We start from the raw sequence: 25,928 nt of genomic DNA, 5'->3' as shown, positions 1-25,928 counted from the left end.
CACTCACTTAAATTGAGACATCCATTCATTAATATTATTTTCATTAATAGAAATTTGCGTTGTGATTGTTGAATTTACTAATGAATCTAAGCTATTTATATCCGTTCGTTCAACTGTATTAATATGATATGTTTCTTTCATATCTCTGACTCTATTATCAATTGCTAAAATAATTGTTCTAACTTTATGTTGCATTGCATACATTCCTGCATGAAGTCTTGTTCCCACATAATCTATATCGCCTTCATTTAAAATGGCTTCATATGCTTCTAATGTCGGCGCAACTTTAATTATACCTTTAGTATTTGCCAAAGAATCAAAATATTCTTCATCAGATGCTCCTTGTAGCCAAAAATAAACTTTCTCATAATTCTTAACCAAAATATTGATTAGCTCTTGATCTTCTCTTTGTTCTTGACTGTAATCGGTTAATGTGAAAACTACTTTAGATGATTTATGTGTCGGAATTTGTTTGCAAAACTCCTTATTAAACTTCCACATTGTTGGACATCCTGTATTTATAGCTTTAAATCCTAAACTTTCAACAAATCTTTTTGTTCTTTCATCACGTACGCTATGATAAAATTTTTCTGATAAAATCCTATTATAAATAATGCGAGTATATAAATTAGCATTTTTATTGGAGGAATTTGTACCAACACCCATTAAAATACTATTTTCGTAAATCTTGGTATTAAATAAATTTACATTAAATGTTGGTCTTGGTATCATTAAATTCTTCCATAATAAATTTGAACCGCAAATAAATTTAAATTGAGCGTCATCATAAATTTTAATTTTGGGATTTAATCTTGTATTTTGATAACAAGTTACAGGGGGTTGATGAGTCGCGCAATGAATTAAAAATTTATCAGATATAATTTCTTTTAATTCATCTTTTGCAGATTTCATTATAATATGATCTCCCATATTCAATGATCTAATGCTTGGGTCAAACAATACTACAGTTTTCATTTATTAAAATTCCTGCCTTTCTCTAATGAAATAAATAAACATATCACTGTTATAAAAATAGCTGTTAAATCTGAAAAAAAGATTCCAGTAGCTGTTGATGATACAAATAAATATATTCCATATATAATAACACTTCCAAAAAAGAATGGTGATTTGCGGGTATTATAGATGCAATATTTGAAGATTGTAACGATTAAACAAATATATAGCAGTAAACCAAAAAAACCTATTTGTGCTCCTACTGCCGGCCAAAATGTATCAGTTAATTCAGTACCGTTTTCTTTAAGCGCCCAAAAGGATGATAAATTATATTCATGGTATAAAGGTGAATAAAATTTTTTTGCTGCTTCGGTACCGTATGTCGCTAATCCTGATCCGAAAGGAAAATAATCTTTCATAATAGTAATTCCATTTTCTAATAATAATTGCCTAGCAGTAACTTTTATTCCTAAAAAGTATTTTTTTATCGAACTTAATCCTAGAATCCCCATTAATATAGTGATTGAAATAATATACCTTTTTTTTAAAAATCTTTTTTTAAAATCATCCACATATTGCTTTTTAGTTATAATTAAATATATCAATACAGTTATAAAAACTAGTGCAATTGCTCTACTTCTTAACGTAAAGGACCAGACGATTAGAGCTAAAAATAAAAATGTTGAATTTTTACGATTTAACGAAATACTTGCAAATAAAACAATAACAATAAATATCCAATATTGATTTAACCAAGCCGCAGAATCATAAATAAACTTAAATGATTCAATTCCATATCTTATATCGTCCCCCATACCTATTGGTAATATAAAATTTAAAATCAAACTCAAAAACGCTATAGCTGTAAAAATCTTTGCAAATAAAGTAATCATATGCATAGTATCTTCTTTAACAATAAAAGATGTATTATCCCAAAATAATGAAAAACTAATGAAACATATTGGTAATTTAGTAAAGTTAACAATATCCATTACTATTCCCTTAAATGGTGGCTTATATATTGCCAATAAATTTCCTATTATTCCAATCATTAGAATTAAAATAAGTAAAAATAATATTTTAATATGGATTTTATTCAGCCGGTTTCGTTTTACCCCTATAATAACTAAATAAAAAACAGCCCAAACATATATAAATTCACCTATGAATCCTATATTCAACACATGCGATAACATTGTTAATATTATAATTACTAACATGAATACCGATTTAAGATAGATTTTATTTAAATGCAATATCCATCACCTACCTTTTTATTTTTGTAAAAATTGCTAACACTCCTACTTTATTCAATAAAAGTTTAAGTTTTTCTACTAAATTATCAAAAATGGATACTTTAAAAAATTTATCAACACATATTTCAAATCCCTTATATATATATTCTTGAATAATATCGTTTCTATCTTCTTGTCTACCTATACTACTGTTATATGCATTTTTTGCTTTTTTAGGTAAAATTTGTTTATAGTTAACTTGATATACAATAATATCTTTGCAATAATTAATTATTTTTTGCCCATTTTCAGTATTAACTAATATTTTTGTATAACCTCTATTATCATCTTCTATATCTAAATAATCAGAAGGATTCCAACAATCAAACAAAGTCAAATCACTTAATCTATTTGTAGATTTATTTTCACAATTATAACAAGCATCTCTAGATAATTTATCACTATAAAATATTTTTAGCATTAGGTCAATCCTAGGACTTCCAAAATATTTTTTCCCATTTTTAAATTCAATACCCATTCCAGTACTTCTATATCCTATCATTTTATCCCTAAAATCAACTTTTTCTATGTTAGATTTATTTTTATGTTCTATAAAATGAATATAGTCGGACCAAATAGACGGTGAACAAACTCCATGACAAACAAAATCGATAGTATAAAGATTTTCTTTATTTGACCGAATGAATGTATTTAAACCATTAACCTGACAAGGTGTACCTATAAACAAAACATCTTTCCCTGATATTAAGTCTAACTCTATATTTTTAAAAGTATCTCCGATTTTACTTTGGATATATTTTGAACCGCTAATTTTGTGTATATCTTCTTCTTTGTCTATTCTACTATGAACAACCTCAAATTTATCATTATATACAGCACCATATACAATAGCTCCTCTTTTTACGAAATTCAAGGCTAAGGCAGTCGCTATACCACCAGATGCTGAGTTATCTAAAACGAAGCTTGAAACACTTCTACCTATATATGCATTTTTTATCTTTACATCCGCCTTTTTATTTAGCGATGGACATACTTTTTCGCATAGATTGCATTTAACACATTTTTTTTCATCTATACTAGGATACAGATATCCTAATTCATCTTTTCTTAATGTAATAGCAGAAGTTGGACATGCATTATAACAGCTAGTACATCCACAACATTCATCTTTTTTTAATTTATCTATCATATTATTCACTCGCAGCTAAGGCATTAGTCAAATAATTAATCGAATCATTTCTTAATGACTCTACATTATTAATTACAGTGCCATAATCAATATCTTTAATAATCTGTTCAGACAATTCTAATTTTGAATTATATCTACGTTCTTGAATATTTAATACCTTAAATAAACTATCAATACGGGAATTTCTTGAGTTTTTTGATTTCGAATCAAAACGATTAAATGTAATAAATTTTTTGTTATTTAATATAGAGAAAATCGTACCATGGAATGAATCCGTTAAAACAAATTCTGCATTTCGAATTAAATTAACAAAATCATTTGTATCTATGTCATATAAACTATAATCACCAAAAAATCTATCTATTTCTACGTAATTATCTAAAAACGGAATAGTTACAATTTTTAAGTTAAATTGATTTGCTAACTTTTGAGCCTGTAACCTATGATTCTCATTTTCTCCTAAAAAATAACAAAAAATGTATTTTTCATTAACAACAGTGTGATTTGGAATAAGTTTATCCCACTCCTCTTTCGTTAAAAGTAATGTCGGATCACATACAACTTGTACATCTCTACCTGTTAGGTCATTAATTATCTCTGCCCCTTTTAATTCTCTTGTACTTATATGGTTTAGTCTATTCAGATATTTTTTTGTTCTATTTTTTTGATACCAAGGAATTTCTCCGACACCGAAGCTAGTAGCATATGAAATTTTAGGTTTTTCATTTGGGGCATATTCCAATGTATAAAAATGACTTTCTAAATTACTTGGTAACCATAATTGATCACTTCCGCATAAAAACATATCATAATTTTTCTTTGCAGCATTTTTCAATGAATGCCACCCATAATAGAAATTTGAAACATTTATAAAATTATCATTAGCGAATTTAGAAAATCTATTATTTCTAATTTTTATATTATCCACAATCTCTGGATATTTTGACAATAATTTATTTTTTTTATTACTCTTTATGAGTCCATTTATATATTGCCCATTAAAAAGTCGTGGAATATTTTGTATTATAAGTGATAAAGAAATCTTTTTTTTATATCTAATAATTTCTGTATCATATCCTAATTTTTCTATTTGATTAATAGTTGCCAACACCTGCAATTGACTACCAAAATTTTTTGTATCATAACAGACACTTAATCCTACTTTATTCATATAAACACCTTTCTATAACATTTTAATATTTCCTCATGCATTTTTTTTGTACTAAATTCTTCTATTATTTTCTTCCTATTATTTTTTGACATTTCTTTTACTAAATTATAATCTGTAAATAACCTAATAATAGCATTTTCCAATGCTTCTATATCGCCAGGATGAATTAAAATTCCATTTTTTTCAGATGATATAACTTCTGGTATTGCTCCAACATTTGTACTGATTATAGCTTTTCCTGAAGCCATCCCTTCCAAAATAGCCATTGGTAATCCTTCATTATAGGAGGGAAGCACTAGTATATTTGAATCTTTCAAAATTTCAGTTTTCCTAGTTAAATTTACCCATCCCAAACAGAACACATTTTTTTTTAAATTCTTTTTTTCAATTAGCGTTATACACTTATTTATTTCTCCGTCGCCTGCCATATAACATTTTAAATTGGGAAAGTGGGTTACAACTCTTTCAATTGTATTTATTAAATCATATGTACCTTTTCTTGTGCCTAGCCTTCCTAACATAACAATATTATAATTATTTTTTTTTACTCCACTGCAACTAGAATATTTCTCTACATCAATTCCATTTTCTATAGCAATACAATTTTCTATATGAAATGTTTTTTCAAAATTCCTCTTCCATTCATTTGACAGAGCTATCACTAAGTCAGCTTTATTCAATATTTTAATAATTAAATTTTTATGTTTAGATTTCTCAAAAAACACTAGATATTCTGCTCCGTGGATATGCAAAATAGCTTTTTTATTGAATAACTTTACTAAATAAATATATATCCCCTTTCTAAAAGTGCTTCCATATGAAGCACAATGAATATGGTAAACATCATAATTTCTATAAAATAAAATAAATTTTACTATAGCGATAAATGAATATAGTAGAATATACGCTTTATTTCCATCTACATATGATGAAAATATATCAATTTCTACATTACTTCGTAAGTCTTTATCTTCATTAATTTCTTTAATTACTGTTGACATACCACCTTTTGACTTTTCTATGTCAGGACCTATAACTAACACTCTCATAATACTCTTCCTTCCTTTAAAATTTCACATAGCGGTATTTTTGCCCCTATTTCTTTATCAAAAGATATTGGATTCCAAGGATCTGATCCAGCTCCATCTGTAAATGTCAATTCACCAAATATGATTTTTCCTTTCACTAAATAAAAATCCACTCTAACAAAAGTAAAGCATCTTGATAAGATTTCTGATAACCTAATCATTTGTTTTATTTTTTCATCATATTCAAATTCATAATTACTATTAGGAATATTACAAACTTTTACATTTTCTAATTTTTTTCCATCTACTCTAAATGTATCCACTGATTTATTTGTATATCTATCATAAAATACAGCAAAATATTCTACTTTTCCATTAAATACATAAAATTTATAATCTGTCAATGATTTTGAACTATCCTCAAGATACTCTTCAATGATTATTCTATTTTTTACATCTCTATACTGTAATTCCTTTTTTTCCTTATAATAATCATCAACAAGCCACCTACCCATTTCTTTTTTAGCATCTTCTATATCAAAATTATTTATATTATCACAAACAATCACGCTACCACTACCATTAGTACATTTAAGAACAAATTTATCCGGTAAAATTGAAAAATCAATATCATCTACACAATCATACACGCCATACAAATGATTCAAGTATTCTTCTCCTATCGTATCTCTTATAAACTCGCGCACTTCATATTTATCAACATATTTTGATAATTTTTCCAATCCACCATTAATTTTTAACCATTGAATTTTTTCACCCCAAGTACTAGGATTTTTTATATTTAAAATCTTTTTATACCCTCTAAAATAAATAACATATAGGGCAATTTTTGTTGGCATAATCCTCAATATTTTTCTATATAGTTTTTTAACAAAGCTTACTTTATTCACCTTATTTCCTCCAAAAACTTCTTAATGTCATTTATGATATTTGTTGTATTTGATTTATATGTGGCATATTTTCTAGTTAATATAGAATTTATCGCATCACTTAATTTATCTATATTATAAACTGGTTCAATAAGATTTAAACTTTCAAATTCATTTATAATTTGAATTTGGTGATCATCTACATGCTCTCCATATTTTGCTAGCCTCGGAATAGCAATTACCTTTTTTTCTTTTTTCAATGCACCTATAATTGCTCCTGTTCCTCCATGCGTAATTACGATATTTGAAAGTTCCATCTTTTTAAAAAAATCTTCTCTATCTAGAAAATCTTTATACTCATAAAATTTCGGTTTATAGTCTGAGTAACCAATTTGCGCAAATACTTGCTCTTTTAATAATCCTTTTTCAACTAGTTCATCAATCTTAATTAAAACTCTATTAAATTGAAATTTTTGAGAACCTAGCGTTATAAATATCATTAGTAAATACCTCCCAAATAAATTGCATTTGGATAAAATTCTCTTAAACTTTCCCATTGGATATAAAATCTATCAGCATATTTATACAAGAGCTTTCCAGTCAGTGTGGGACTTTTTATTTTTGCAAATGATTCAATAAAAATTAATTTTCCCCCTGAAATCTTACAAAACATACATAGAGGTATCATTGCTAAAACACCTGTACAGATTACTATATTTGGTTTCTCTTTAACCATTAACCTTAATGCTAAACAACAATTAAGAATCATCTTCGGTATAAACATTAATTCTTTCCGGTTCACTTGCTTCATATAGTAATTCTTTTTTTGAAGGACCTTGGCTGAATAGCGCGTTTTCTCTGTAACAACAAAGCTATCGTATTCATCCATTAAAGGCTTTAACATCATTAACTGTTCATAATGACCACCTGAGGAAGCAGCAAAAGCTATTTTTATATTTTTTTTCATTAAAATTAATCCCTTCTAAATAAATCTCTCGTATATACCTTATCTTCTATATCATTTAGACATTCATCATATCTATTCGCAATAATTGCATCGCTTTGTTTTTTAAATGAATCTAAATCATTTACAATTTCACTTCCGAAAAATGTTTCGCCATCTTTTAAAGTTGGTTCAAAGATTATCACTTTAGCACCCTTTGCTTTAATTCTTTTCATAACACCTTGAATAGACGATTGCCTAAAATTATCACTATTTGATTTCATAGTTAATCTATAAACACCAACAGTGATTTCTTTTTCATTAGCTGAATCATATTCATTGTTATCTTGATAACTATAATAACCGGCTTTTTCTAATACTCTATCAGCAATAAAGTCTTTTCTTGTTCTATTAGATTCAACAATCGCAGACATCATATTTTGTGGTACATCTTCATAGTTTGCTAATAATTGTTTTGTATCTTTAGGCAAACAATATCCACCATATCCAAATGATGGATTATTATAATGTGTACCAATACGAGGATCCAAACATACCCCATTTATAATTTGTTGAGTATCTAAACCTTTCATTTCAGCATATGTGTCTAACTCATTGAAATAAGATACACGTAAAGCCAAGTAAGTATTAGCAAATAATTTTACAGCTTCGGCTTCAGTAAATCCCATAAATAGTGTGTCTATATCTTCTTTAATAGCCCCTTCTTGAAGCAGTTCAGCAAATACATGAGCAACTTCAAGTAGTCTTTCATCATTCATATCAGTTCCAACAATAATTCTTGAGGGATATAAGTTATCATACAACGCCTTAGATTCTCTCAAGAATTCTGGAGAGAAAATAATATTTTTACTTCCAGTCTTTTCTCTAATGCTTTTTGTATACCCAACAGGGATTGTTGATTTAATAACCATAATAGCTTCAGGGTTGATCTCCATTACTAATTTGATTACTGATTCAACTGCGCTTGTATCAAAGAAGTTCTTCTTTGAATCATAGTTAGTTGGTGCAGCAATAACTACAAATTTTGCATCCTTATATGCTTCGTTTGCATCTAATGTAGCTGTTAAGTTTAACTCTTTTTCAGCTAAATATTTTTCAATGTAATCATCTTGGATAGGTGATTTCTTATTGTTAATTAATTCTACTTTTTCTGGAATAATATCAACTGTAACTACCTCGTGATGTTGTGCCAGTAATATAGCAATGCTTAATCCTACGTATCCTGTTCCTGCTACTGCTATTTTCATAACCTCATCTTATTCTCCTTTATTATAATAATATCCATATTTCTTATTTGAAGGATCTTCAACCTTAGTTAAGACACAGCCTAGTACATTAACTCCGTTACGCTTTAATTGTACAAGTGCATCTTTCGCTTCCTTTTTGTTGGTATCCTTAGCGGAACAAACAAACAGAGTTCCATCACTCACAGAAGCAACCGGAATGGCATCGGATACTGCGCTGATTGGCGGACAATCAATAATAATGAAGCCGAATTCCTTTTTTAATTCCTCGATTAATCGCTTAAATCGCTTACTAGATAATAATTCCTGCGGATTAGGCACTTTGGATCCGGAAGTTAAAAGATACAATTTACCTGCGCTTGTATTCTTTTTATAGCGTTTAAAATATGTTTCATCTTCAATATCAATTTTATCTTTATAGCTTAGCAACAAATTGCTTAAACCTACTTTATTGGTTGTATTAAAAAATTTGTGTTGCACCGGCTTTCGTAAATCGCAATCAATTAACAATACCTTTTCATATTTATCAGAACAAATAATCGCTAAATTACTTGATACACTGCTTTTTCCTTCATTTGGTGTTGTCGATGTAACATTGACAACCTGCACCTTATTTTCAATAGAAGAAAACTCAATGTTTGTTCGCAGTTGTCGATAAATTTCTGAATAATCAAACTGATTTCCTCTTCTGCTTTTTGATGCACTTTTTATATTTTTATCAACTACAATTCGTCTACTCATACCTTACCTCTTTCTAAACAATTTTTGAAAAAAAGATCTTTTCTTCAAAACATTTGTTGTTCTTACTTCTATGTTCTTAACGATATTTTTCGGATTCTCGCAACAAAGAATAGCGGCATTTTCCTCGCCGTATTCCTTTGACAATAGCCCATATACATCAGAAAGCATGCACTTTCTAGGTCCATCATCATGATGGGTATCAGTGGCAACAACATGTGCCAGATTATGTTCAATGAGCGCAAATGCATTTTTTTGCGAGCTGCTTCCTTTTTTCGCAAAAAAACTTGTACGATTGACTTGAATAATTGCACCCATATCTACCCATTGCTGTACTCTTTCCAAATCCATTCCATCATGGAAGTATCTTTCTACATGAGCGATCACTGGTGTAAAGCCACGCAGCTTAATTTCATAAAGAATATCCTCGACATCATCATTGTTCTTGATATTTTTACGGACATCAAATTCCACTAACACATATTTTCCTTCTGCAAGCGAGTGAAACAGTCCTTGATCGAGCATTTCCAGATAATCATCATTCAAGAAGATTTCCGAACCCAAATAGATTTGAATTCCCATCTCTTTACCTAATTCTATCAACTCATATTGGCGCTTTGTAATTTCATCGAAGTCCTCCTTTGAGAACCTTCCCGGAATATAATGAGGGGTCGACACAATGATCTCTATTCCATCTTTTTTTGCTCTTGTTAAACAAGCCTTAGCTTCTTCGAAGCTTTGAACACCATCATCAACATTCCATGCTGAATGATTATGAATATCAACAAATCCTTTCATACTAATCCTCAAAATACGGAATCTCGGCTAATACCGGAATTTCCAAAAATTGCTCTGCTTCACTCTTATTCTTTAATCGCTTATCCAATAAAACTGCTAAAAAGATATATCCGCAAGACAATACAAAGCCTCCTGCAGCTCCGATTATCGCATTTTTCACGATACTAGGTGAAACCGGTCCTTCCGGAACCTTTGCATAATCAATAATCGTAATATTCTTTAGATTTAATATTTCAAGCATCATTTCTGTAAATGTAGAAACAGTTGTGTCTACAATATCCTTTGATTTTTGCGGATCTTTTGTTATAGCACTGATACGAATGATTTGTGTTTCCGCATCATTGCTTACAGAAATAGAACTTGCTACCTCATCATACGAAAGCTTTAGAGTATCCGCTACCTTTTGCAACACGCTATTTCCCTTAAGGATAGACAAGCAGTTGTTTACTAACTGATTGTTTCCGCTAATAGAATTCGCATCAACGGTTCCGGTCGTTTCATTCACTTTCGGGGTTAAATAAATGGTTGCCTCGCTCTTATATTTCTTATCAATAAAAAAGATCGTAAAAACAGAAACAAGTAAGCATAGCGAAAAAGTAGAAATTACGATCAAGCGCCAACGCTTTTTCAACTCTCTGAAAAATTGACCTAAATCAATTTCCAGTTCTTCTTTTTCTTTTTCTTCGGTTATATAGTTATCGTTCATCATCATTCTCCTTTATTTTATCATTCTACAATCGGCTGGTCTTCAACTCCGCCGCTGCCACCGTTTTCTTCCGACTGTCCTTCAGTATTGCCTTGATTTGAAGGCGGATTGATATTGTTATTGCTTTCGGGTGCTTGCCCTTGATTTTCAGGCGGCACAACCGTATTCCCCTGTGGTTCGCCAATATTATCATAAGCTGCTGCATACACATAAGAAATCGTAATCGTTTTCGTTGAAGTATTTCCACTCGTATCCTTTGCGATTAACTCGTATGTATAGGTTGCAGACTCATATGGAAGATAATCAATCCATGGCTCTATTTCCACACTGCCTTCAAACGCATCTGTCGCATGGGCTTCTACCATCGCCATGACCTCATCTATCGTTGAATAATCATTTACCTCAAAAGTAAAGCTATCCGCTGCGATAGATATTTGAGGCGCTTGCGTATCTTTAACTTCTACCTGAATCTTTTGTTCAAGACCTTGATAAATTGCTTTGATCGTATAGCGTCCTAATTTCGAAGGATCGACATTCGATACATCTAATTTTATATCCGCTAAGATAGACTTATTTCCTTTATAATAAAAAGCAGGATCCTTGCTTACCTTACTCCCTGCTTCTATGATCAACGGATTTTCCTTCAAACGCAGCTTTGAAAATGCTTCCTTCGCATTTGGCAGCTTAGAAGCATACTGCTTATCATCAACACGCTGCAAACGGAAATAACCCACCCCAAACATAACAACTACACAAAAAAGAGTCGCAAAGATGACTGTTTTCTCTGCCTTCGATAATTTCATACTACATGGCTCCTTTTTTAAATATTACACTTTTTACGGTTTTATACACAATGGTCAGATCCAGCCAAACATTCCAATTTCTATAATAGTAGTCATCTAAAACCAAGCGTTCTTTAAATGACAAATCACTTCTGCCATGTGCCTGCCACATTCCGGTTATTCCCGGTTTGCACTTTATAACAGATTTATAATAAATACTCATATCTTCTTTCTCCCTAAAAAGATATGGGCGTGGACCAACCAAACTCATATTTCCCATCAAGACATTGATAAATTGTGGGAACTCATCAATACTTGTACGACGTATAAAATGACCGATCTTGGTAATTCTCGGATCATTCACCAGCTTTTTATTCGTCAGATATTCAATGCGAATATCCTCATTTTCCTTCATCAATCGCTCCAGCTCTGCTTCCGCATTCGGAATCATAGAACGATATTTATAAATACGAATTTTCTTTCCATCTTTTCCGATCCTATCTTGCGTAAAGAAAATCGAAGCATGATCACCATTTTTCAAGGAAATCACTTTAATGATGACAGACAACGGTATTAAGGAAAGAACTCCCAAAATACCTCCAATAATGTCAATGATTCGCTTAATGATCTTACCGATAACATGTGTTTTCGTTTGCGACGAAGTAACCACTAGCTTACCATCAAAATCGGCAATTGTTGAATCAAAGGTCATCATACCATTTACTCGCGGCATATATTTTACAATCGGAACCTTGTCAAATAAATCCATTATAATCCGCTGCATTTGCGACTTAGATGAATCCGGAATTGCCAGCATAACTGAATTAATACGATATTTTTCAATAACTTCATCTAGTAGTTTATAATCAACAACCTCAACATCTTCTACACGGCATGCTTGATGATAATTTTCAAATCCCTCCACGTGATTAATATCGACACATGCCAATACATTCATCATCGCAAAGCGATTTTCTCGTGTGATTTTCACAAAATCATTGGCATGCTTACCAATCCCAATAACCAACACCCGATCGGCAACATATTTTCTGAATATTACACGCATCGTTCGATTTAAAATAATATCGAAAACGATGATAAGCGCAGTGAGCGCAGCTAAATCGAAAATATTCTGTTGAAGAACATCGTTAAACAATACCTGCACAAGAAATAGCATTCCATTCGCTTGAATAATCATTTTCATTTCTTCCCATATCAAATGATTATCTTCCCGATATCGACTAAAAATAAACTGAAAAATATAATATAATACAATATAATGTTTTGCAAAATCTATATGAAACAGATACATGAGTCCGCCATAAACAAATCCCTCTAATAATATAATTGATAATAGCATTTTTTTCTTATTTGTCATATTTCTACCCCCCCCCCCGAGTATTTCGGGCAAAAAAAAGGACGAGCTTCGCCTGTCCAAAAAAACTCTTTGGACAATTACTCGTAACCCTGCAACCCTTTAAACATGCATGCAGCAATGATTTATCAGATTACATTCAATTTCGTACGCTAAAAAATATCTTTAATAGCATTTATATACTATTACACATCAAATGAAAAGTCAATCACTTTTTATTTACCTACAAAAACAGTAAAATGCTATTCACAATTCAACCGAAATCATGCAAGCGAAACATAAAATATACAATATTCATAGAAATGTAACCGTCATGTTTTTGTATCTGCTTTCATTTGATTTCATTTCTTATATTATATATACTTACCAATCCAACTGTGAACAGCAATCCTCTGCTTTCCATGCTTTAAATATTATTTTTTAATCTCTTGACTTGATGGCAGACCATACGCACTTTCGGCTTTTTTAACTCCACGTTTAATTGCCATTGCCATCGTATCTGCTGCTAATACACCAACAACATCAAGATTTACCTCTACCTCACCGGTACTCAATACAAAAATCGTATCCCCATCACTTGTCATGTGCACTGGACGAATCGCACGTGCATAGCCATCATGTGCAATTCCGGCAACCTTACTACATTCCGCTTTACTCAGCTTGGCATTGGTTACGATACAGCCAATTGTCGTATTCGCACAATTTGCCTTCTGCCATGCTTCTTCCTGCATCGACAGCATGTCCTCCACTGCTAACATGCGTCCTTGCTTCTGATCATAAATACCTGCCAACAACTCTCCGTTTTCAAAATCATATACATTTCCACAAGCATTGACTGCTACGATACTTGCGACCTGCAAATCACCATGCTGCAAGCCATATGCACCCTGTCCACTTTTCATCGCCTTATCAAAACCTAACAATTTTCCAACACTGGCACCGGTACCGGCACCGTAATTTCCTTCTTCCCAAGCATTTTGCTCACTGTTTTTACAAGCCTCATACCCCATTTCTCGATCGGGACGACACTTGGGATCACCCACTGACAAATCAAACAGCGATGCACCGCATACAATCGGAATATAAGCAACCTGCATATCAAATCCGCATGTTTGCTCTTCCAAATATTGCATTGCCCCGCTTGCCGCATCTAAACCAAACGCACTTCCCCCACTCAACATAACACCATGAATTTGCTGCACCATATTGATTGGATTCAACAAATCCGTCTCACGCGTTGCAGGACCTCCGCCTCGTACATCAACACCGGCAACTGCCCCCTGCTTGCATAACACAACCGTACAACCGCTTCCTCCTACCTCATCTTGTGCACAGCCAACCTGAATTCCCTTAATATCTGTAATCTTTATTTCCTTCATATCCTTTACCTCACTACTGTTATTGTAACGTATCTTTTCCAAAAGCACAAAGGAAAACGGAGCATTTCAGCTCCGCCTTACCTGGTTATTCTTCCATTTCTTTTTTATGTTGAGCAATGATACGCTCTGCCAAGTTTTGTGGAACCGGATCATAACGATCAAATTCCTGTGTATAAACTCCTCGACCCTGCGTCATGGCACGCAGTTCAATCGGATACTTCAATAGCTCCGCAAGTGGAACCTGAGCTTTGATTTCCTGATATCCATCAACCATATCCATGCCCATGATAGCTCCACGGCGCTTATTGAAATCTCCGATAATCGTACCGGTGAAATCATCTGGAACACGTACGGTAATATTTACGATCGGCTCTAATAAAATTGGTTTTGCTTCTGCCATACCGGCTTTATAAGATAAGCGTGCCGCTAGCTTAAATGCCATTTCACTGGAATCGACATCATGATACTTTCCATCAAGTAAGGTTGCTTTCACATGAACAACCTTAAAGCCTGCCAAAATACCACTCGTCATACATTCACGAAGTCCTGCCTCTACTGCCGGAAAATACTGACGTGGTACTGCTCCACCGAAAACCTTTTCTTCAAAGACCATTTCTTCAACATCGGGATTTGGTGCATATTCAATAAATACATGTCCGAACTGTCCATGACCACCGGATTGTTTTTTATGACGACCTTCTCCGATTGCCGTTTTACGAATCGTTTCACGATAAGGCACTCTCGGTGTTTCCAAACGCACCTCAACCTTATATTTCGCCTTTAGTTTCGCAAGCACAACATCTAAATGCTGATCCCCTACACCATACAAAACACTCTGCTTGGTTTCGGTATTGTTTTCCAAGCGTAAGGTCGGATCTTCCTCTACCATTCTGGCAAGCGCATTGCTCATCTTATCCTCATCGTTTTTACTAGCCGGATATACCGCCATGGCAAGCATTGGAGTAGAGAATGGAATATCCTCGGTAACATAGCGTTCGTTTTTCTCACAAAGCGTATCGTTGGTTTGCGTATATTGCAGCTTTACAACCGCACCGATATCACCGGTAAACAGCTTCCCTACCGCAGTCTGATGCTTCCCCTTGATAATAAAGATACCGGAAATCTTTTCTTGCTTTTCTTTATCGGTATTATAAACAACAGAATCCGCACTCATCACGCCGGCAAGCACCTTTACATACGTAATACGTCCGACAAATGGATCCACTACGGTTTTAAATACCTTCGCACATAGCTTTTCCTTTTCATTTGTTTCCAATACTACGTCTTTTCCCTGTTCATCATGTACGGTGATACTACCGGATTCCCCATACGTTGGGAAATACTTAATGATCAAATCCATCAAACGCTCAATTCCGACACTATGCGTTGCACTGCCGCTAAACACCGGACGAATATCTCCGCTGCGTACTCCTAGGCGCACACCACGTGTTAATTCCGCTTCACTGAATTCCTCGCCGCTGAAAAATTTTTCCATCAGCTCATCATCGCCCATTGCCACTGCTTCGGCAATTTGATCCTTGTATCCCTTAACGATATCCACCATATTCTCCGGAACCGGCTGGGCTTTTTGTGAATTTGCTAGTGGTCCTTCAAAATACCATGCCTTATCTCTTAAAATATTGACTGAACCGATACATTTTCCATTTTCCATGATGGGAACCTCAAATGGAATAACGCTCTTACCAAAGCTATCACGCAGGGTTTGATAGGCGGTGTCAAAAGAAGTATTTTCTTCATCTAATTTATTTACAAAGAAGATGGTCGGAAGATTGTGCTTTTGCGCTTCCTCCCAAGCCTTCTGTGTACCCGGCTGTACGACATCTTTTGCATCAACAACAATCAAAGCACTATCGCCAACCGCAACCCCTTCTTCTACTCCGCGAATGAAATCGGCATAGCCCGGTGTATCCAAGAAGTTGATCTTACAATCTTTCCATTCAATCGGTACAAGGGTAGCATACACCGAAATGCCACGACGGATTTCCTCTGCATCATAGTCAATAAGAGAGCTTCCTTCACTTGTTACACCAAAGCGATCACTGGCCTTGGTGAAGTATAGCATAGATTCCAATACCGCTGTTTTTCCAACTCCGCTATGCCCTAGCACAACGACGTTGCGTACTTCATGTGATAAATAATCTCGCATCTTCCTAACCCCCTTATTTCAAAATCGGCTTTAGCTGCGCCAAGCATTCACTGCGTACATAATGGATTGCCTTATTGCCTTCCTTATCTACCAAATCCTTATCAGCCCCATGTCCCAACAGATCCTCTACTAAGCTAGCATAGCCGCCATAAGCTGCACGCATCAAAGCAGTTGTTCCGTTATTATCACCTAAATTTACATCGGCTCCACGCTTTAACAATAAATTGATCGTATCCTTTTTAAAAGCAACACATGCCTCCATCAAGGCACTGCGTCCTGCTTCATCTTGCGCATTGATATCTGCACCGGCATCTAGTAAAACTTCTACACAGCGATCGTTCCCTAAGAAAGCCGCACGCATCAAAGCGGTACGTCCGCGATCGTCTGCTACATTCACATCGGCACCTGCTTCAATCAATTTCTTGCAAATGGTCTTATTGCCTTTTTTAGCTGCTCCCATGATAGCTGTTTTTCCCTTATTATCCTCTAAGCTTACATCGGCACCGTTATCCAACAACACACGTACAATATCCTTATAATCACGTTTAGCCGCACGCATCAAGCCGGTACGTCCATCACCGTTTTGATAGTTAATATCACAGCCCTTTGCGATTTCCGCACATACGGTCGCAAAATCTCCATTGGCACATGCGTCCCAAAAAGCTTTGTTAAATGTCTGATCCATAATAATCTCCTCCTTATTGTTCTGCTATCGATCAAAACGTTGGTAAAAAAATAGACGCAAAGCAAATTTGCCTCACATCTATTGAAAACCATATTGAAATGTTGGACCGAATGGTCCATCTTGAAGTGCTTTGTCATATACTTTGCCAACCATTTGTTTCATACAACTCACACTCCCTTCCTTTTTGATACTTCCATTTTAACGCAAATACGCAAGATTACAAGGGCTTCCATGATAATCATTTACTGATTTTTCCAAAAATCTACCAATTTTGCCAAAACTGTAGATCTACCTCTTTCTCCTCTGTCTTTTCAAGGATTTCTAAATTCTGAGACTTCTTCATACAATGAAACTATGGATCCTCAAAAACAAAAGCAATTTGTACTTCAGCTCCTATATTACGGAAGCATACTGGCACTGCTGTATGTTCTTTTCTATTATGTAATACCGTTATTTCTTCCTTTTTTGATTGGCTTTGCGATTGCCTATATCCTGCGCCCCATCGTTTTTCGCTTCACACAAGGAAATCATATACGTTTATACTCCACCGCACTACTCTTTCTATTTTATTGTTTTTTAGCCCTCCTCTTGTTTATCGTAGCCCTTAAAGGAATTTTGCTTTTACAAGATCTCATGGAGCAGCTGCCTGCGTTTTATCAGCAATACATCGCTCCTTACCTTGCACAATCCGACCTTCAAGTAAGCAACCTTTCAAAAGAACTGCCCTTTGCTGATATCCTGCATTCCCTACTCATACAACTTCAACAATCCCTTGCCTCCTTTCTTTCAAAACTAACCTCAAGCTTCCTTTATACCATCAGCAAGCTAATGCTTTCCTTACCTAACATTCTATTTGCAATGTTTCTTTCCATCGTTTCTTCCTTTTTTATCAATGCCGATTATCAAGGCATTACCACCGCAATTACAAGCAAGCTTCCAAAAGCGTGGCGAATAAAGCTGCTGCGTACCTCAAAACTTGTAAAAACAACCTTGAAACAAATGGCAAAGGCCTATGGGATATTGCTGTTATGTACCTTTCTTCAGCTTTGGCTGGGACTTGTCTTATTAAAAGTTCATAAAGCAGCGCTCATCGCTTTTGGCATTGCACTGTTTGACATGCTGCCGATTCTTGGCTGCGGTGGTATTCTTTTACCTTGGGCATTTGTTTCCTATATCGCAGGCAGCACCAAGTTGGCAGTCGGTTTGCTACTTTTAAATCTTATCATCGGAATTATCCGCAGTATTTTAGAGCCTAAAATTTTATCTTCCAAGCTTGGACAGCACCCTTTTGTTACCCTTATCGCCATGTATGTCGGAGGCAAGTTATTTGGAATTTGCGGTATGCTTTTGGCTCCTTTTGTATGTATGCTGATACAAAAGCTGCAACAGGAAAACTAACGCTTTGATCCTGTGCTATAATAGCTATAATAAAAGAAAAAGAGGTGATAATATGCTAAAGGAAATTGAAAAACGCAGAAGTATTCGTCAATATTTAAACAAGCCAATCGAAAAAGAAAAGCTCAAGGAGGTCCTTCATGCCGGTATGTGTGCACCATCGGCTCGCAATACCCAAAGTACACGCTATATGATCGTAACCAATCGTAAAGCACTTGATGAAATGCCAACCTTACAGCCTTATATGCAAATGATGAAACAAGCTCCTTGTGCTATCTTGGTTTTCGGTGATCTGCATTGTGAAAGCAATCCCACATACTTGTATGTCAATGCCAGTGCGGCAATCGAAAATATGTTGCTAGAAGCTGTCCATCAAGATCTAAGCTGTTGTTGGTGTGCAATCGGTCCTCGTGAGGAACGCATCGCCGCCTTTCGTAAATATTATGGCATAGATGAACAGCTCTTGCCGATTGCCGCCATCGCAATCGGTTATGGAGCAGAAGAAAAGACACAAGTTCCTCCCTTTGATGAAACAAAAATTTTAAGCATCATCGAATAAATGCAAAAGCTCCTTAAGGATCTATTACAATCCTAAGGAGCCTTTTCTTTATAAAAGCGGATCGATCGTTTCGTGATTGATGCTGCTAAGCATCTGTGCACTATGATTGAATTTAGCTTGATCCACTTCATTCAGTTTTAATTTCACGACCTCACGTACGCCATGACGATTGATGATTGCCGGTACACCGATATATAAGCCACGCTGTCCATATTCGCCACTTTGATAAGCCGATACGGTCAAAATCACATTTTCATCATTAAATATGGCTTGTACCAAGCGATTTAAAGAAAGCCCGATGCCATAGTATGTTGATTTCTTGCGCTTTACGATTTCATAACCTGCCTGTTGAACCTGTGTATAAATATCATGCAGCTGTGATAAATCCTTACCTTGCTCATCTAAAACATCTAAAAGCGGTTTACAACCGACATAGGCATTGGTCCAAGGTACAAAGCTGCTGTCCCCATGCTCTCCCATGATATAGGCATGGATATTGTTGCTGGATACATTTAGATATTCACCCATTAAATAACGAAGTCTGGCACTATCTAACAATGTACCGCTGCCGATCACTCTTTCCTTTGGCAGACCACTTACCTTTTGCACAACATAGGTCATACAGTCCACCGGATTGCTGGCAATGACGATGATGCCATCAAAGCCACTTGCCATAATTTGCTCGGTTACGCTTTGCATGATTTTCGTATTGCGCGCCGTTAAATCCAAGCGTGTTTCCTGTGGTGTCTGTGTTACTCCGGCCGTTATCACCACAATACCGGCATCTTTGCATTCCTCATAGCCTCCTGCCTTAATGCTCAGCTTTCCCTGTGCATAAGGCAAGCCATGTTGTAAATCCATCGCTTCTCCGATTGCCTTTTCTTCATTCACATCAATCAATACCAGTTCGTCAATTCCACCGGTATTTAAAAAACTATATGCCATGCTCATTCCGACAAAGCCGGTTCCAACAAGCACGACCTTTCTTTTTTCATTCATAAAAGCACCTCCTTTTTCTTTATTATAGCAAAAATAACGTTATCTATCCTATTTTTATAAATCATCTACCAAGGCACTGGATTTCGCATAGGCAGTTGATTTCGCCTCAAAGAAATCGGTCTTGATAATATTCGCATTGGAATACATAGACACCCATTCCATCGAAGCAGGTTCTTTTTCATATCCATCATACAAGCTGCCAAAACCAAGTGCATTGCTTCGTAAATTTCCCAGGTAATGAATATAATCCGCTACCATTTCCATGGTCAAGCCTTCCATGCGCTCTCCAAGCACATACTCTGCCCACTTGACTTCTTCCTCTACTCCATGCTTCAGCATACCTTTATATATCTCAATATGCTCTGGTGTAAAAAGCTGCGGCTCTTCCTTCTTCAATTCCAACAGTATGGAGCGAAACAGCCAAAGATGCGTATTTTCATCACGATTGATATAACGAATCTCCTGTACGGAACCGGGCATCTTTCCCATACGTCCGAGATTATAGAAAAACATAAATCCGGAATAAAAGTAAATACCCTCTAAAATGTAATTGGCAATCAAGGTCTTGATCAAATGCTCTCCATCTCGATGCTCCATGAAATCATTATACAAATCACCGATAAACTTGTTACGTGCTAACAAATGCGGATCGTCTTTCCACTGATACAAGATGGCGTTGCGCTCCTGTGGTGAACAAATAGAATCCAGCATATAGCTATAACTTTGCGAATGCACTGCCTCTTGAAAGGCTTGAATCGTCAAACAAAGATTGACCTCATTGGCAGTGATATATTCTCCGATATTAGGTAAATTGGCGGTTTGTATGGAATCCAAGAAAATCAAAAAGGATAAGGTTTTATCATAAGCGTCCTTTTCCGCCTTTGACAGCTTTCGATAATCCTTCACATCTTGATTAAGATTGATTTCTTCCGGTATCCAAAAGTTGTTCATTGCCTGCCGATACCAATCGCTTGCCCAAGTATATTTCATGTGGTTAAAATCATTTAAATTGGTCGTATTGCCGTTGATCATTTTACGTAGATGAACGTCAATATCCCCATGCTCATTAAAAAGCGGTTTTCGTTGTAAATTCATAGCTGCCTCCTTACGCTGCACATGATTCGCATTCCTCAACCTCTAAGGATTTGCTGCGAATATAGTAGATGGTTTTTACTCCCTGCTCCCATGCTTCAATATAAAGATTCAGCACCTTACGCAGAGTAAATTCATTGGTGATATATAAATTAACCGATTGGGCTTGATCAATATGACGCTGTCGTACACCAGCTGCTCGAACGATCCAGCTTTGATCGATCAAATGTGCCTGTTTATAAAGCCAAAAGGTTGCCGGACTTAGATCCGGTGCAACACGGGTAATCATACTGCCCTTTTTCTCCTCCAAGAAATATTTATTCATGATCGGATCAACACCGGCACTGGTACCGGAGATGATCGAAGTGGAACTGGTTGGCGCAACTGCCATCAAATATCCATTACGCAAGCCGTTTTCCTTTACTTGCTTACGCAGATTCCACCATTTTTCATCAACATAAGATCGCTTATCAAAATAGCTTCCCGTAGCATAATCACTGCCTTCAAAGCAAGCATAGCTGCCCTTTTCCTTTGCTAAATCACTACTTGCTTCCAAGGCATAGTAATTGATTTTTTCAAACAGCGTATCGACAAACGCCAAATGTTCCTCACTTTCAAAGCGCAAACCTTGCTTTGCCAGCATGTGATGATATCCACTCACTCCTAAACCGATCGGACGATAACGGCGATTGGTAATCTTCGCATAGCTTAAAGGATAATAATTCAAATCAATAACATTATCTAGTGCCCGTACCAATACACGAATGACCTCACGCAATTCGCTATCGTTTTGCACATCAAGATTTCCTAGGGTAAGAGAGGCAAGGTTGCATACCACAAATTCTCCGGCTTTGCTTCTTTCCACAACGATGCTTTCTCCATCAACCTCTACGATTTCCTTTTCCAACAGCTCCAACGGTTTCATATTTTGAGCTATCTCCGTACACAGATTACTGCAATAAATCATACCTTCATGTCCGTTTGGATTCATACGATTGACATGATCCCGATTAAAGGCAAACGGAGTTCCGGTTTCCACCGCCGATTTCAAGATCAAACGTACAATATCCTTTAGCAGCATTTCACGTTTGGATATGCGAGGATCATTTACACATTCAAAATAGCGCTTTTCCCATTCTTCACCATAGTAGTCCTCTAAATGATATCCCATGGTCTTATGAATTTCATGCGGACACATCAAATACCAAGTAGCATTCAGATCCTCTTTTGCCATTCGCCAAAACAAATCCGGATAACAAAGTGCCGGAAAGATATCATGTGCCTTCATGCGATCATCACCGTTGTTGGTTCGTAAATTCAAAAACTCCGGCAAATCCTTATGCCATACATCTAAATACACAGCAACTGCCCCTTGACGAACACCGAGCTGATCGACGGCTGTTGCGGTATCATTAACAAGCTTGATCCAACGAATGATTCCTCCGGCAGCTCCCTCGTAGCCACGAATATCGCTTCCACTGGCACGTACCTTACCGAAGTAAAGCCCCATGCCTCCGCCATACTTGGATACCTGGGCAAAGTTTTCAATGGATTTATAAATGTTCATCAAGGAATCATCGACACAATCAATGAAACAGCTGGATAACTGATGATATGGACGACGGGCATTCGACATGGTCGGTGTTGCCATGGTTGCTTTTAGGCTGCTTAAGACATCATAAATCTTTTTTGCCCACACAACACGTTCTTGCTCCGGAATTGCCAAATGCATTGCAATTCCCATAAACATTTCCTGTGGTGTTTCTAAAATATCATGATTATGCGCACGCATCAAATAGCGTTTCACAACCAATTCCAAACCACTGTATGTAAAAAGCTGATCCCGCTCATCTTGCAGGTATGCCTCTAATTCGGCAATATCTTTTTGGGTATAGTTTTCTAAAATATAAGAGCCATAATATCCTTCCTTAGTAAGATACGCCAATTTTCCATAAAAGTCCTGAATGCCTAATTGCTGCATACGAGCTGCAATATCGTTATGCATACGGTATGCAAAAAGACGAGCTGCAATGTACTCCCATTTCGGTGCATCTTTGGAAATCATTTCTACACTTGCTCGAATAAGCATTTCCATGCGTTGTTCACTATTCATCGTTTCCTTTAAAAAGGTACGCAGCTTCGTTAATAAGGCGGACATATCGTAGACTTCCATATCGAAGTCCTTTTGGATATGAAAAAAAACTTCTTTAAGCCCTTCGTCCTGTACCTCTTCCACAAGAGATTTCAACGCCTTGCGCTGTTCGCTTCGTTTTGAGCGATATAATATATAATTCTTGGCAACTTGAAAATAGGAATGCTTCATTAAGGCTTCCTCAACCTTATCCTGAATATCCTCCACTCGACTCCCCTCGCTAAGCTGAGATACAATTTCCACTGCCATGATATGCAGCTGTTCTTCTTCAATGGGAAGCTGGGTGCTTCTAAATGCCTTACGCATAGCATCTTTGATTTTTTCCTCATGAAAGCTTTGTATGCTTCCATCTCGCTTTACTATGTTCATGTTTCAGCCTACTTTCTGTGCTATTAGTATAACCATCACAAAAGCTTCTACGCAATTCATTTGCTCATGGATTCGATATTCCTATTAGCATTTTAATAGGAAGATTGAAAGTATGGTTGAAAATTGATAAATCTAACGGCAAACACAGTTACACACCATCAGAATATGTTTTATAATCTTGTTGTCTAAATGTTGTTTTTTTTCATATCTACATTATACACGAAAAGACAGGACTACCGTTTGGCAATCCTGTTCTTTTTTTTATTTTAGAGCTATTTCAACTGTTACAACCCCTGTTTTATTATCATTTTATTTGTATTACTAAGCATTAAAATCTACTTTCAACTTCGCTGGACTAAAAAACAAAAAGCAAAACAAATTGGAGAGAGCAGTTAATAAAAAAGAAACTAAACTATGACAAAAGAAGAATTTGACAAATTACGATGTGAACCAATTAAGTTATTTAATAAAGAAGTTCTTTATGCCGACCTTCGAGTAAATAATCTTCACTTACCAGACAATATCTATCGTTACGAGCTTCGTCATGATGATAAATGTCAAGGTATCCTATGTGAAATAGCACATAGAATTCTTGTTAATTTTCAAGGTACAATTCTATCAGATAAAAAAATCAATTTAGGAAAACAAGGATATCGTTTGATTGATGAAGATAAGGATATCCAATATCTTGATAAAGACAATATGACCGTAAATGATTATTTACATCAACAAAAAAATATACAACGAATGGAAAGATAATCTCAATATTTCCTTTAGTATACTAATTGGTATACTAAAAGTAGACTAAAAAGTAGACTAATGAGTAGCCTATTTTTGACGGAAGATATTATTTGCGTAATGTATCAGCTAACGAAAAAGCTTCAAATGATATGTTAAGAAAAATGCTTGCTACTTCTGATTCTGATATTTTACGTCAAAAAACTTCACCATTACAAGAATTAACATTTACTTCTTTATTCGGAATATTAGCAGGAAATGGAATCCATCATAAACCTACAAAAGAATTCTATTCAAATTATGGATTATTAAATAGGGATGGAAAATTTAATATGAATGCTTATTTATTATCCGATAATAACGAAATCTCATTAAAGGTCGTAGTTTTTGAAGGATTAGATAAAAGTGTTATGTCTAAAAGAACAGAATATGGAAGTAAATGTCTTTTAGTTTCTGTTTCTGAAGTTATGCAATACTTTGAGACAATAAATAGCACAGCTGTAAATCTTGAACGTTCACTTAGAGAAGAACAATCTTTATTTAATTTTGCAAGTTTTAGAGAAGCATGGATCAACGCTAGTCTACACAACGACTGGAAGAATGGTTTTGCACCATCTGTATATATGTTTGATGATCGTATTGAAATCGTTTCCTATGGTGGACTTCCATTCTCACTATCTAAAGAAGGTTTCTACCATGGAACAAGTGTTCCTGTAAACAAAAGTCTATTAACAATATTCATGGCTGCTAAATACGCAGAACAAAGTGGACATGGTATTCCTACTATAGTAGAAAAATATGGTAGAGATGTTTTTTCTTTTGATGATGGTATGTTAAAAGTTACTCTTCCACTAGCTTTTGAAAGACCTGATATAACAATGAGAAAACAAAAAGAAATTCATCAATCGGATTTATCTACCAAACAGACAAAAGTATATAACGCTTTAACTGAAAATCCTAACTTATCTATGCAAGCTGTTGCTAACCTAACAGGAGTAAGCTTAGCTGGTGTTAAAAAAATATGTGCAAAATTACAAAAACTTGGTAAATTAGAACGAGCGGGTTCTAAACGAAGTGGTACATGGATTACTAAATAAAAAAGGGCTATAACAGTCGAAATAGCTCTAAAATAAAAAAAGAACAAGATTGCCAAATGGTAGTCCTGTCTTTTCGTGTATTATTTACATGCTTTCCTATTGTCTTTGAATCTCTACCAACAAGTGATGCCATTTGATTAGCAGAAAGCCACATGTGGTATATTTAAAATATCTTTTTAATTACATTTATATTCAAGCTTC

General features: G+C 35.1%; 24 protein-coding genes. 4 read left to right on the top strand and 20 right to left on the bottom strand.

From position 1 onward, the window contains the following. Nucleotides 1-3: 3 nt before the first annotated feature. From EUBDOL_RS07875 to EUBDOL_RS07795, 17 genes are all read right to left on the bottom strand, one after another. The gene (locus EUBDOL_RS07875) at nucleotides 4-975 is read right to left on the bottom strand and encodes a polysaccharide pyruvyl transferase family protein (protein ID WP_004800386.1); all 972 of its coding nucleotides are present in this window, start codon (nucleotides 973-975) and stop codon (nucleotides 4-6) included. Next, nucleotides 972-2,210: a hypothetical protein gene (locus EUBDOL_RS07870; RefSeq protein WP_040463642.1), complete on the bottom strand. Its 1,239-nt coding sequence runs from the start codon at nucleotides 2,208-2,210 to the stop codon at nucleotides 972-974. Before EUBDOL_RS07870 ends, EUBDOL_RS07875 begins: the two co-directional genes overlap by 4 nt. A 10-nt stretch (nucleotides 2,211-2,220) precedes the next feature. Beyond that, on the bottom strand, nucleotides 2,221-3,399 hold the full coding sequence (locus tag EUBDOL_RS07865; RefSeq protein WP_050750091.1) for a Coenzyme F420 hydrogenase/dehydrogenase, beta subunit C-terminal domain: 1,179 nt from the start codon (nucleotides 3,397-3,399) through the stop codon (nucleotides 2,221-2,223). Nucleotide 3,400: 1 nt separating this feature from the next. Continuing rightward, nucleotides 3,401-4,570 (bottom strand): polysaccharide pyruvyl transferase family protein, encoded by a 1,170-nt coding sequence (locus EUBDOL_RS07860; RefSeq protein ID WP_004800382.1) that lies wholly within the window; start codon nucleotides 4,568-4,570, stop codon nucleotides 3,401-3,403. Continuing rightward, nucleotides 4,567-5,619, bottom strand: coding sequence for a glycosyltransferase family 4 protein (locus tag EUBDOL_RS07855; protein WP_004800380.1), 1,053 nt, complete (start codon nucleotides 5,617-5,619; stop codon nucleotides 4,567-4,569). The genes EUBDOL_RS07860 and EUBDOL_RS07855 overlap by 4 nt, the downstream gene beginning before the upstream one ends. Further along, on the bottom strand, nucleotides 5,616-6,509 hold the full coding sequence (locus EUBDOL_RS07850; protein ID WP_004800378.1) for an ATP-grasp fold amidoligase family protein: 894 nt from the start codon (nucleotides 6,507-6,509) through the stop codon (nucleotides 5,616-5,618). The genes EUBDOL_RS07855 and EUBDOL_RS07850 overlap by 4 nt, the downstream gene beginning before the upstream one ends. Beyond that, entirely contained in the window at nucleotides 6,506-6,988 is a 483-nt protein-coding gene (gene pssE / locus EUBDOL_RS07845) for a PssE/Cps14G family polysaccharide biosynthesis glycosyltransferase (protein WP_004800376.1), read from the bottom strand. The genes EUBDOL_RS07850 and pssE overlap by 4 nt, the downstream gene beginning before the upstream one ends. Further along, nucleotides 6,988-7,455, bottom strand: coding sequence for a PssD/Cps14F family polysaccharide biosynthesis glycosyltransferase (pssD, locus tag EUBDOL_RS07840; RefSeq protein WP_004800375.1), 468 nt, complete (start codon nucleotides 7,453-7,455; stop codon nucleotides 6,988-6,990). Before pssD ends, pssE begins: the two co-directional genes overlap by 1 nt. Before the next feature lie 5 nt (nucleotides 7,456-7,460). Further along, entirely contained in the window at nucleotides 7,461-8,699 is a 1,239-nt protein-coding gene (locus EUBDOL_RS07835; RefSeq protein WP_004800373.1) for a nucleotide sugar dehydrogenase, read from the bottom strand. A 9-nt stretch (nucleotides 8,700-8,708) separates the two neighbouring features. Beyond that, complete coding sequence (locus EUBDOL_RS07830; RefSeq protein WP_004800371.1) at nucleotides 8,709-9,437, bottom strand: CpsD/CapB family tyrosine-protein kinase; 729 nt, start codon at nucleotides 9,435-9,437, stop codon at nucleotides 8,709-8,711. A gap of 3 nt (nucleotides 9,438-9,440) precedes the next feature. Beyond that, entirely contained in the window at nucleotides 9,441-10,232 is a 792-nt protein-coding gene (locus EUBDOL_RS07825) for a tyrosine-protein phosphatase (protein WP_004800369.1), read from the bottom strand. A gap of 1 nt (nucleotide 10,233) precedes the next feature. After that, on the bottom strand, nucleotides 10,234-10,938 hold the full coding sequence (locus tag EUBDOL_RS07820) for a YveK family protein (protein ID WP_022420014.1): 705 nt from the start codon (nucleotides 10,936-10,938) through the stop codon (nucleotides 10,234-10,236). 20 nt (nucleotides 10,939-10,958) lie between these two features. Next, on the bottom strand, nucleotides 10,959-11,741 hold the full coding sequence (locus tag EUBDOL_RS07815; RefSeq protein ID WP_004800365.1) for a hypothetical protein: 783 nt from the start codon (nucleotides 11,739-11,741) through the stop codon (nucleotides 10,959-10,961). A 1-nt stretch (nucleotide 11,742) separates the two neighbouring features. Then, a complete protein-coding gene (locus EUBDOL_RS07810) occupies nucleotides 11,743-13,098 on the bottom strand; it encodes an exopolysaccharide biosynthesis polyprenyl glycosylphosphotransferase (protein WP_004800363.1) in 1,356 nt (451 codons plus the stop codon). Nucleotides 13,099-13,508: 410 nt separating this feature from the next. Further along, nucleotides 13,509-14,474, bottom strand: a complete 966-nt coding sequence (locus EUBDOL_RS07805; protein ID WP_040463639.1) for a P1 family peptidase — start codon at nucleotides 14,472-14,474, stop codon at nucleotides 13,509-13,511. Nucleotides 14,475-14,559: 85 nt separating this feature from the next. After that, nucleotides 14,560-16,641, bottom strand: coding sequence for an elongation factor G (locus EUBDOL_RS07800; RefSeq protein ID WP_004800359.1), 2,082 nt, complete (start codon nucleotides 16,639-16,641; stop codon nucleotides 14,560-14,562). 13 nt (nucleotides 16,642-16,654) lie between these two features. Continuing rightward, the gene (locus EUBDOL_RS07795) at nucleotides 16,655-17,326 is read right to left on the bottom strand and encodes an ankyrin repeat domain-containing protein (protein WP_004800357.1); all 672 of its coding nucleotides are present in this window, start codon (nucleotides 17,324-17,326) and stop codon (nucleotides 16,655-16,657) included. Between the two features lie 354 nt (nucleotides 17,327-17,680). On the opposite strand from EUBDOL_RS07795, the gene ytvI reads away from it, so the two are divergent. Together ytvI and EUBDOL_RS07785 are read left to right on the top strand one after the other, a co-directional pair. Beyond that, entirely contained in the window at nucleotides 17,681-18,724 is a 1,044-nt protein-coding gene (ytvI, locus tag EUBDOL_RS07790; RefSeq protein ID WP_004800355.1) for a sporulation integral membrane protein YtvI, read from the top strand. A 52-nt stretch (nucleotides 18,725-18,776) separates the two neighbouring features. After that, nucleotides 18,777-19,280 carry a nitroreductase family protein gene (locus EUBDOL_RS07785; protein ID WP_004800353.1) on the top strand — a complete coding sequence of 168 codons (504 nt, stop codon included), beginning with the start codon at nucleotides 18,777-18,779 and terminating at the stop codon, nucleotides 19,278-19,280. 48 nt (nucleotides 19,281-19,328) lie between these two features. Here EUBDOL_RS07785 and EUBDOL_RS07780 read toward each other — a convergent pair whose 3' ends face one another. Genes EUBDOL_RS07780 through EUBDOL_RS07770 form a run of 3 tightly spaced genes read right to left on the bottom strand, consistent with a single transcriptional unit; the run spans nucleotide 19,329 to nucleotide 23,892 of the window. Then, a complete protein-coding gene (locus EUBDOL_RS07780; RefSeq protein WP_004800351.1) occupies nucleotides 19,329-20,279 on the bottom strand; it encodes an L-lactate dehydrogenase in 951 nt (316 codons plus the stop codon). Nucleotides 20,280-20,333: 54 nt separating this feature from the next. Continuing rightward, on the bottom strand, nucleotides 20,334-21,374 hold the full coding sequence (locus EUBDOL_RS07775) for a ribonucleotide-diphosphate reductase subunit beta (RefSeq protein WP_040463635.1): 1,041 nt from the start codon (nucleotides 21,372-21,374) through the stop codon (nucleotides 20,334-20,336). Nucleotides 21,375-21,384: 10 nt separating this feature from the next. Continuing rightward, nucleotides 21,385-23,892, bottom strand: coding sequence for a ribonucleoside-diphosphate reductase subunit alpha (locus EUBDOL_RS07770; RefSeq protein ID WP_004800348.1), 2,508 nt, complete (start codon nucleotides 23,890-23,892; stop codon nucleotides 21,385-21,387). Between the two features lie 414 nt (nucleotides 23,893-24,306). Here EUBDOL_RS07770 and EUBDOL_RS07765 point away from each other — a divergent pair, with 414 nt between their 5' ends. Next, complete coding sequence (locus tag EUBDOL_RS07765; protein ID WP_004800346.1) at nucleotides 24,307-24,651, top strand: LPD28 domain-containing protein; 345 nt, start codon at nucleotides 24,307-24,309, stop codon at nucleotides 24,649-24,651. A gap of 92 nt (nucleotides 24,652-24,743) precedes the next feature. Continuing rightward, the gene (locus tag EUBDOL_RS07760) at nucleotides 24,744-25,727 is read left to right on the top strand and encodes an ATP-binding protein (RefSeq protein ID WP_040463632.1); all 984 of its coding nucleotides are present in this window, start codon (nucleotides 24,744-24,746) and stop codon (nucleotides 25,725-25,727) included. Nucleotides 25,728-25,928: the final 201 nt, after the last annotated feature.

This window comes from Amedibacillus dolichus DSM 3991 (genome assembly GCF_000154285.1).
GTDB classification, from domain to species: Bacteria; Bacillota_I; Bacilli_A; order Erysipelotrichales; family Erysipelotrichaceae; genus Amedibacillus; species Amedibacillus dolichus.
The sequence above is the reverse complement of the archived record's forward strand: the minus strand, read 5'-3'. Positions and strand labels throughout refer to the sequence as shown.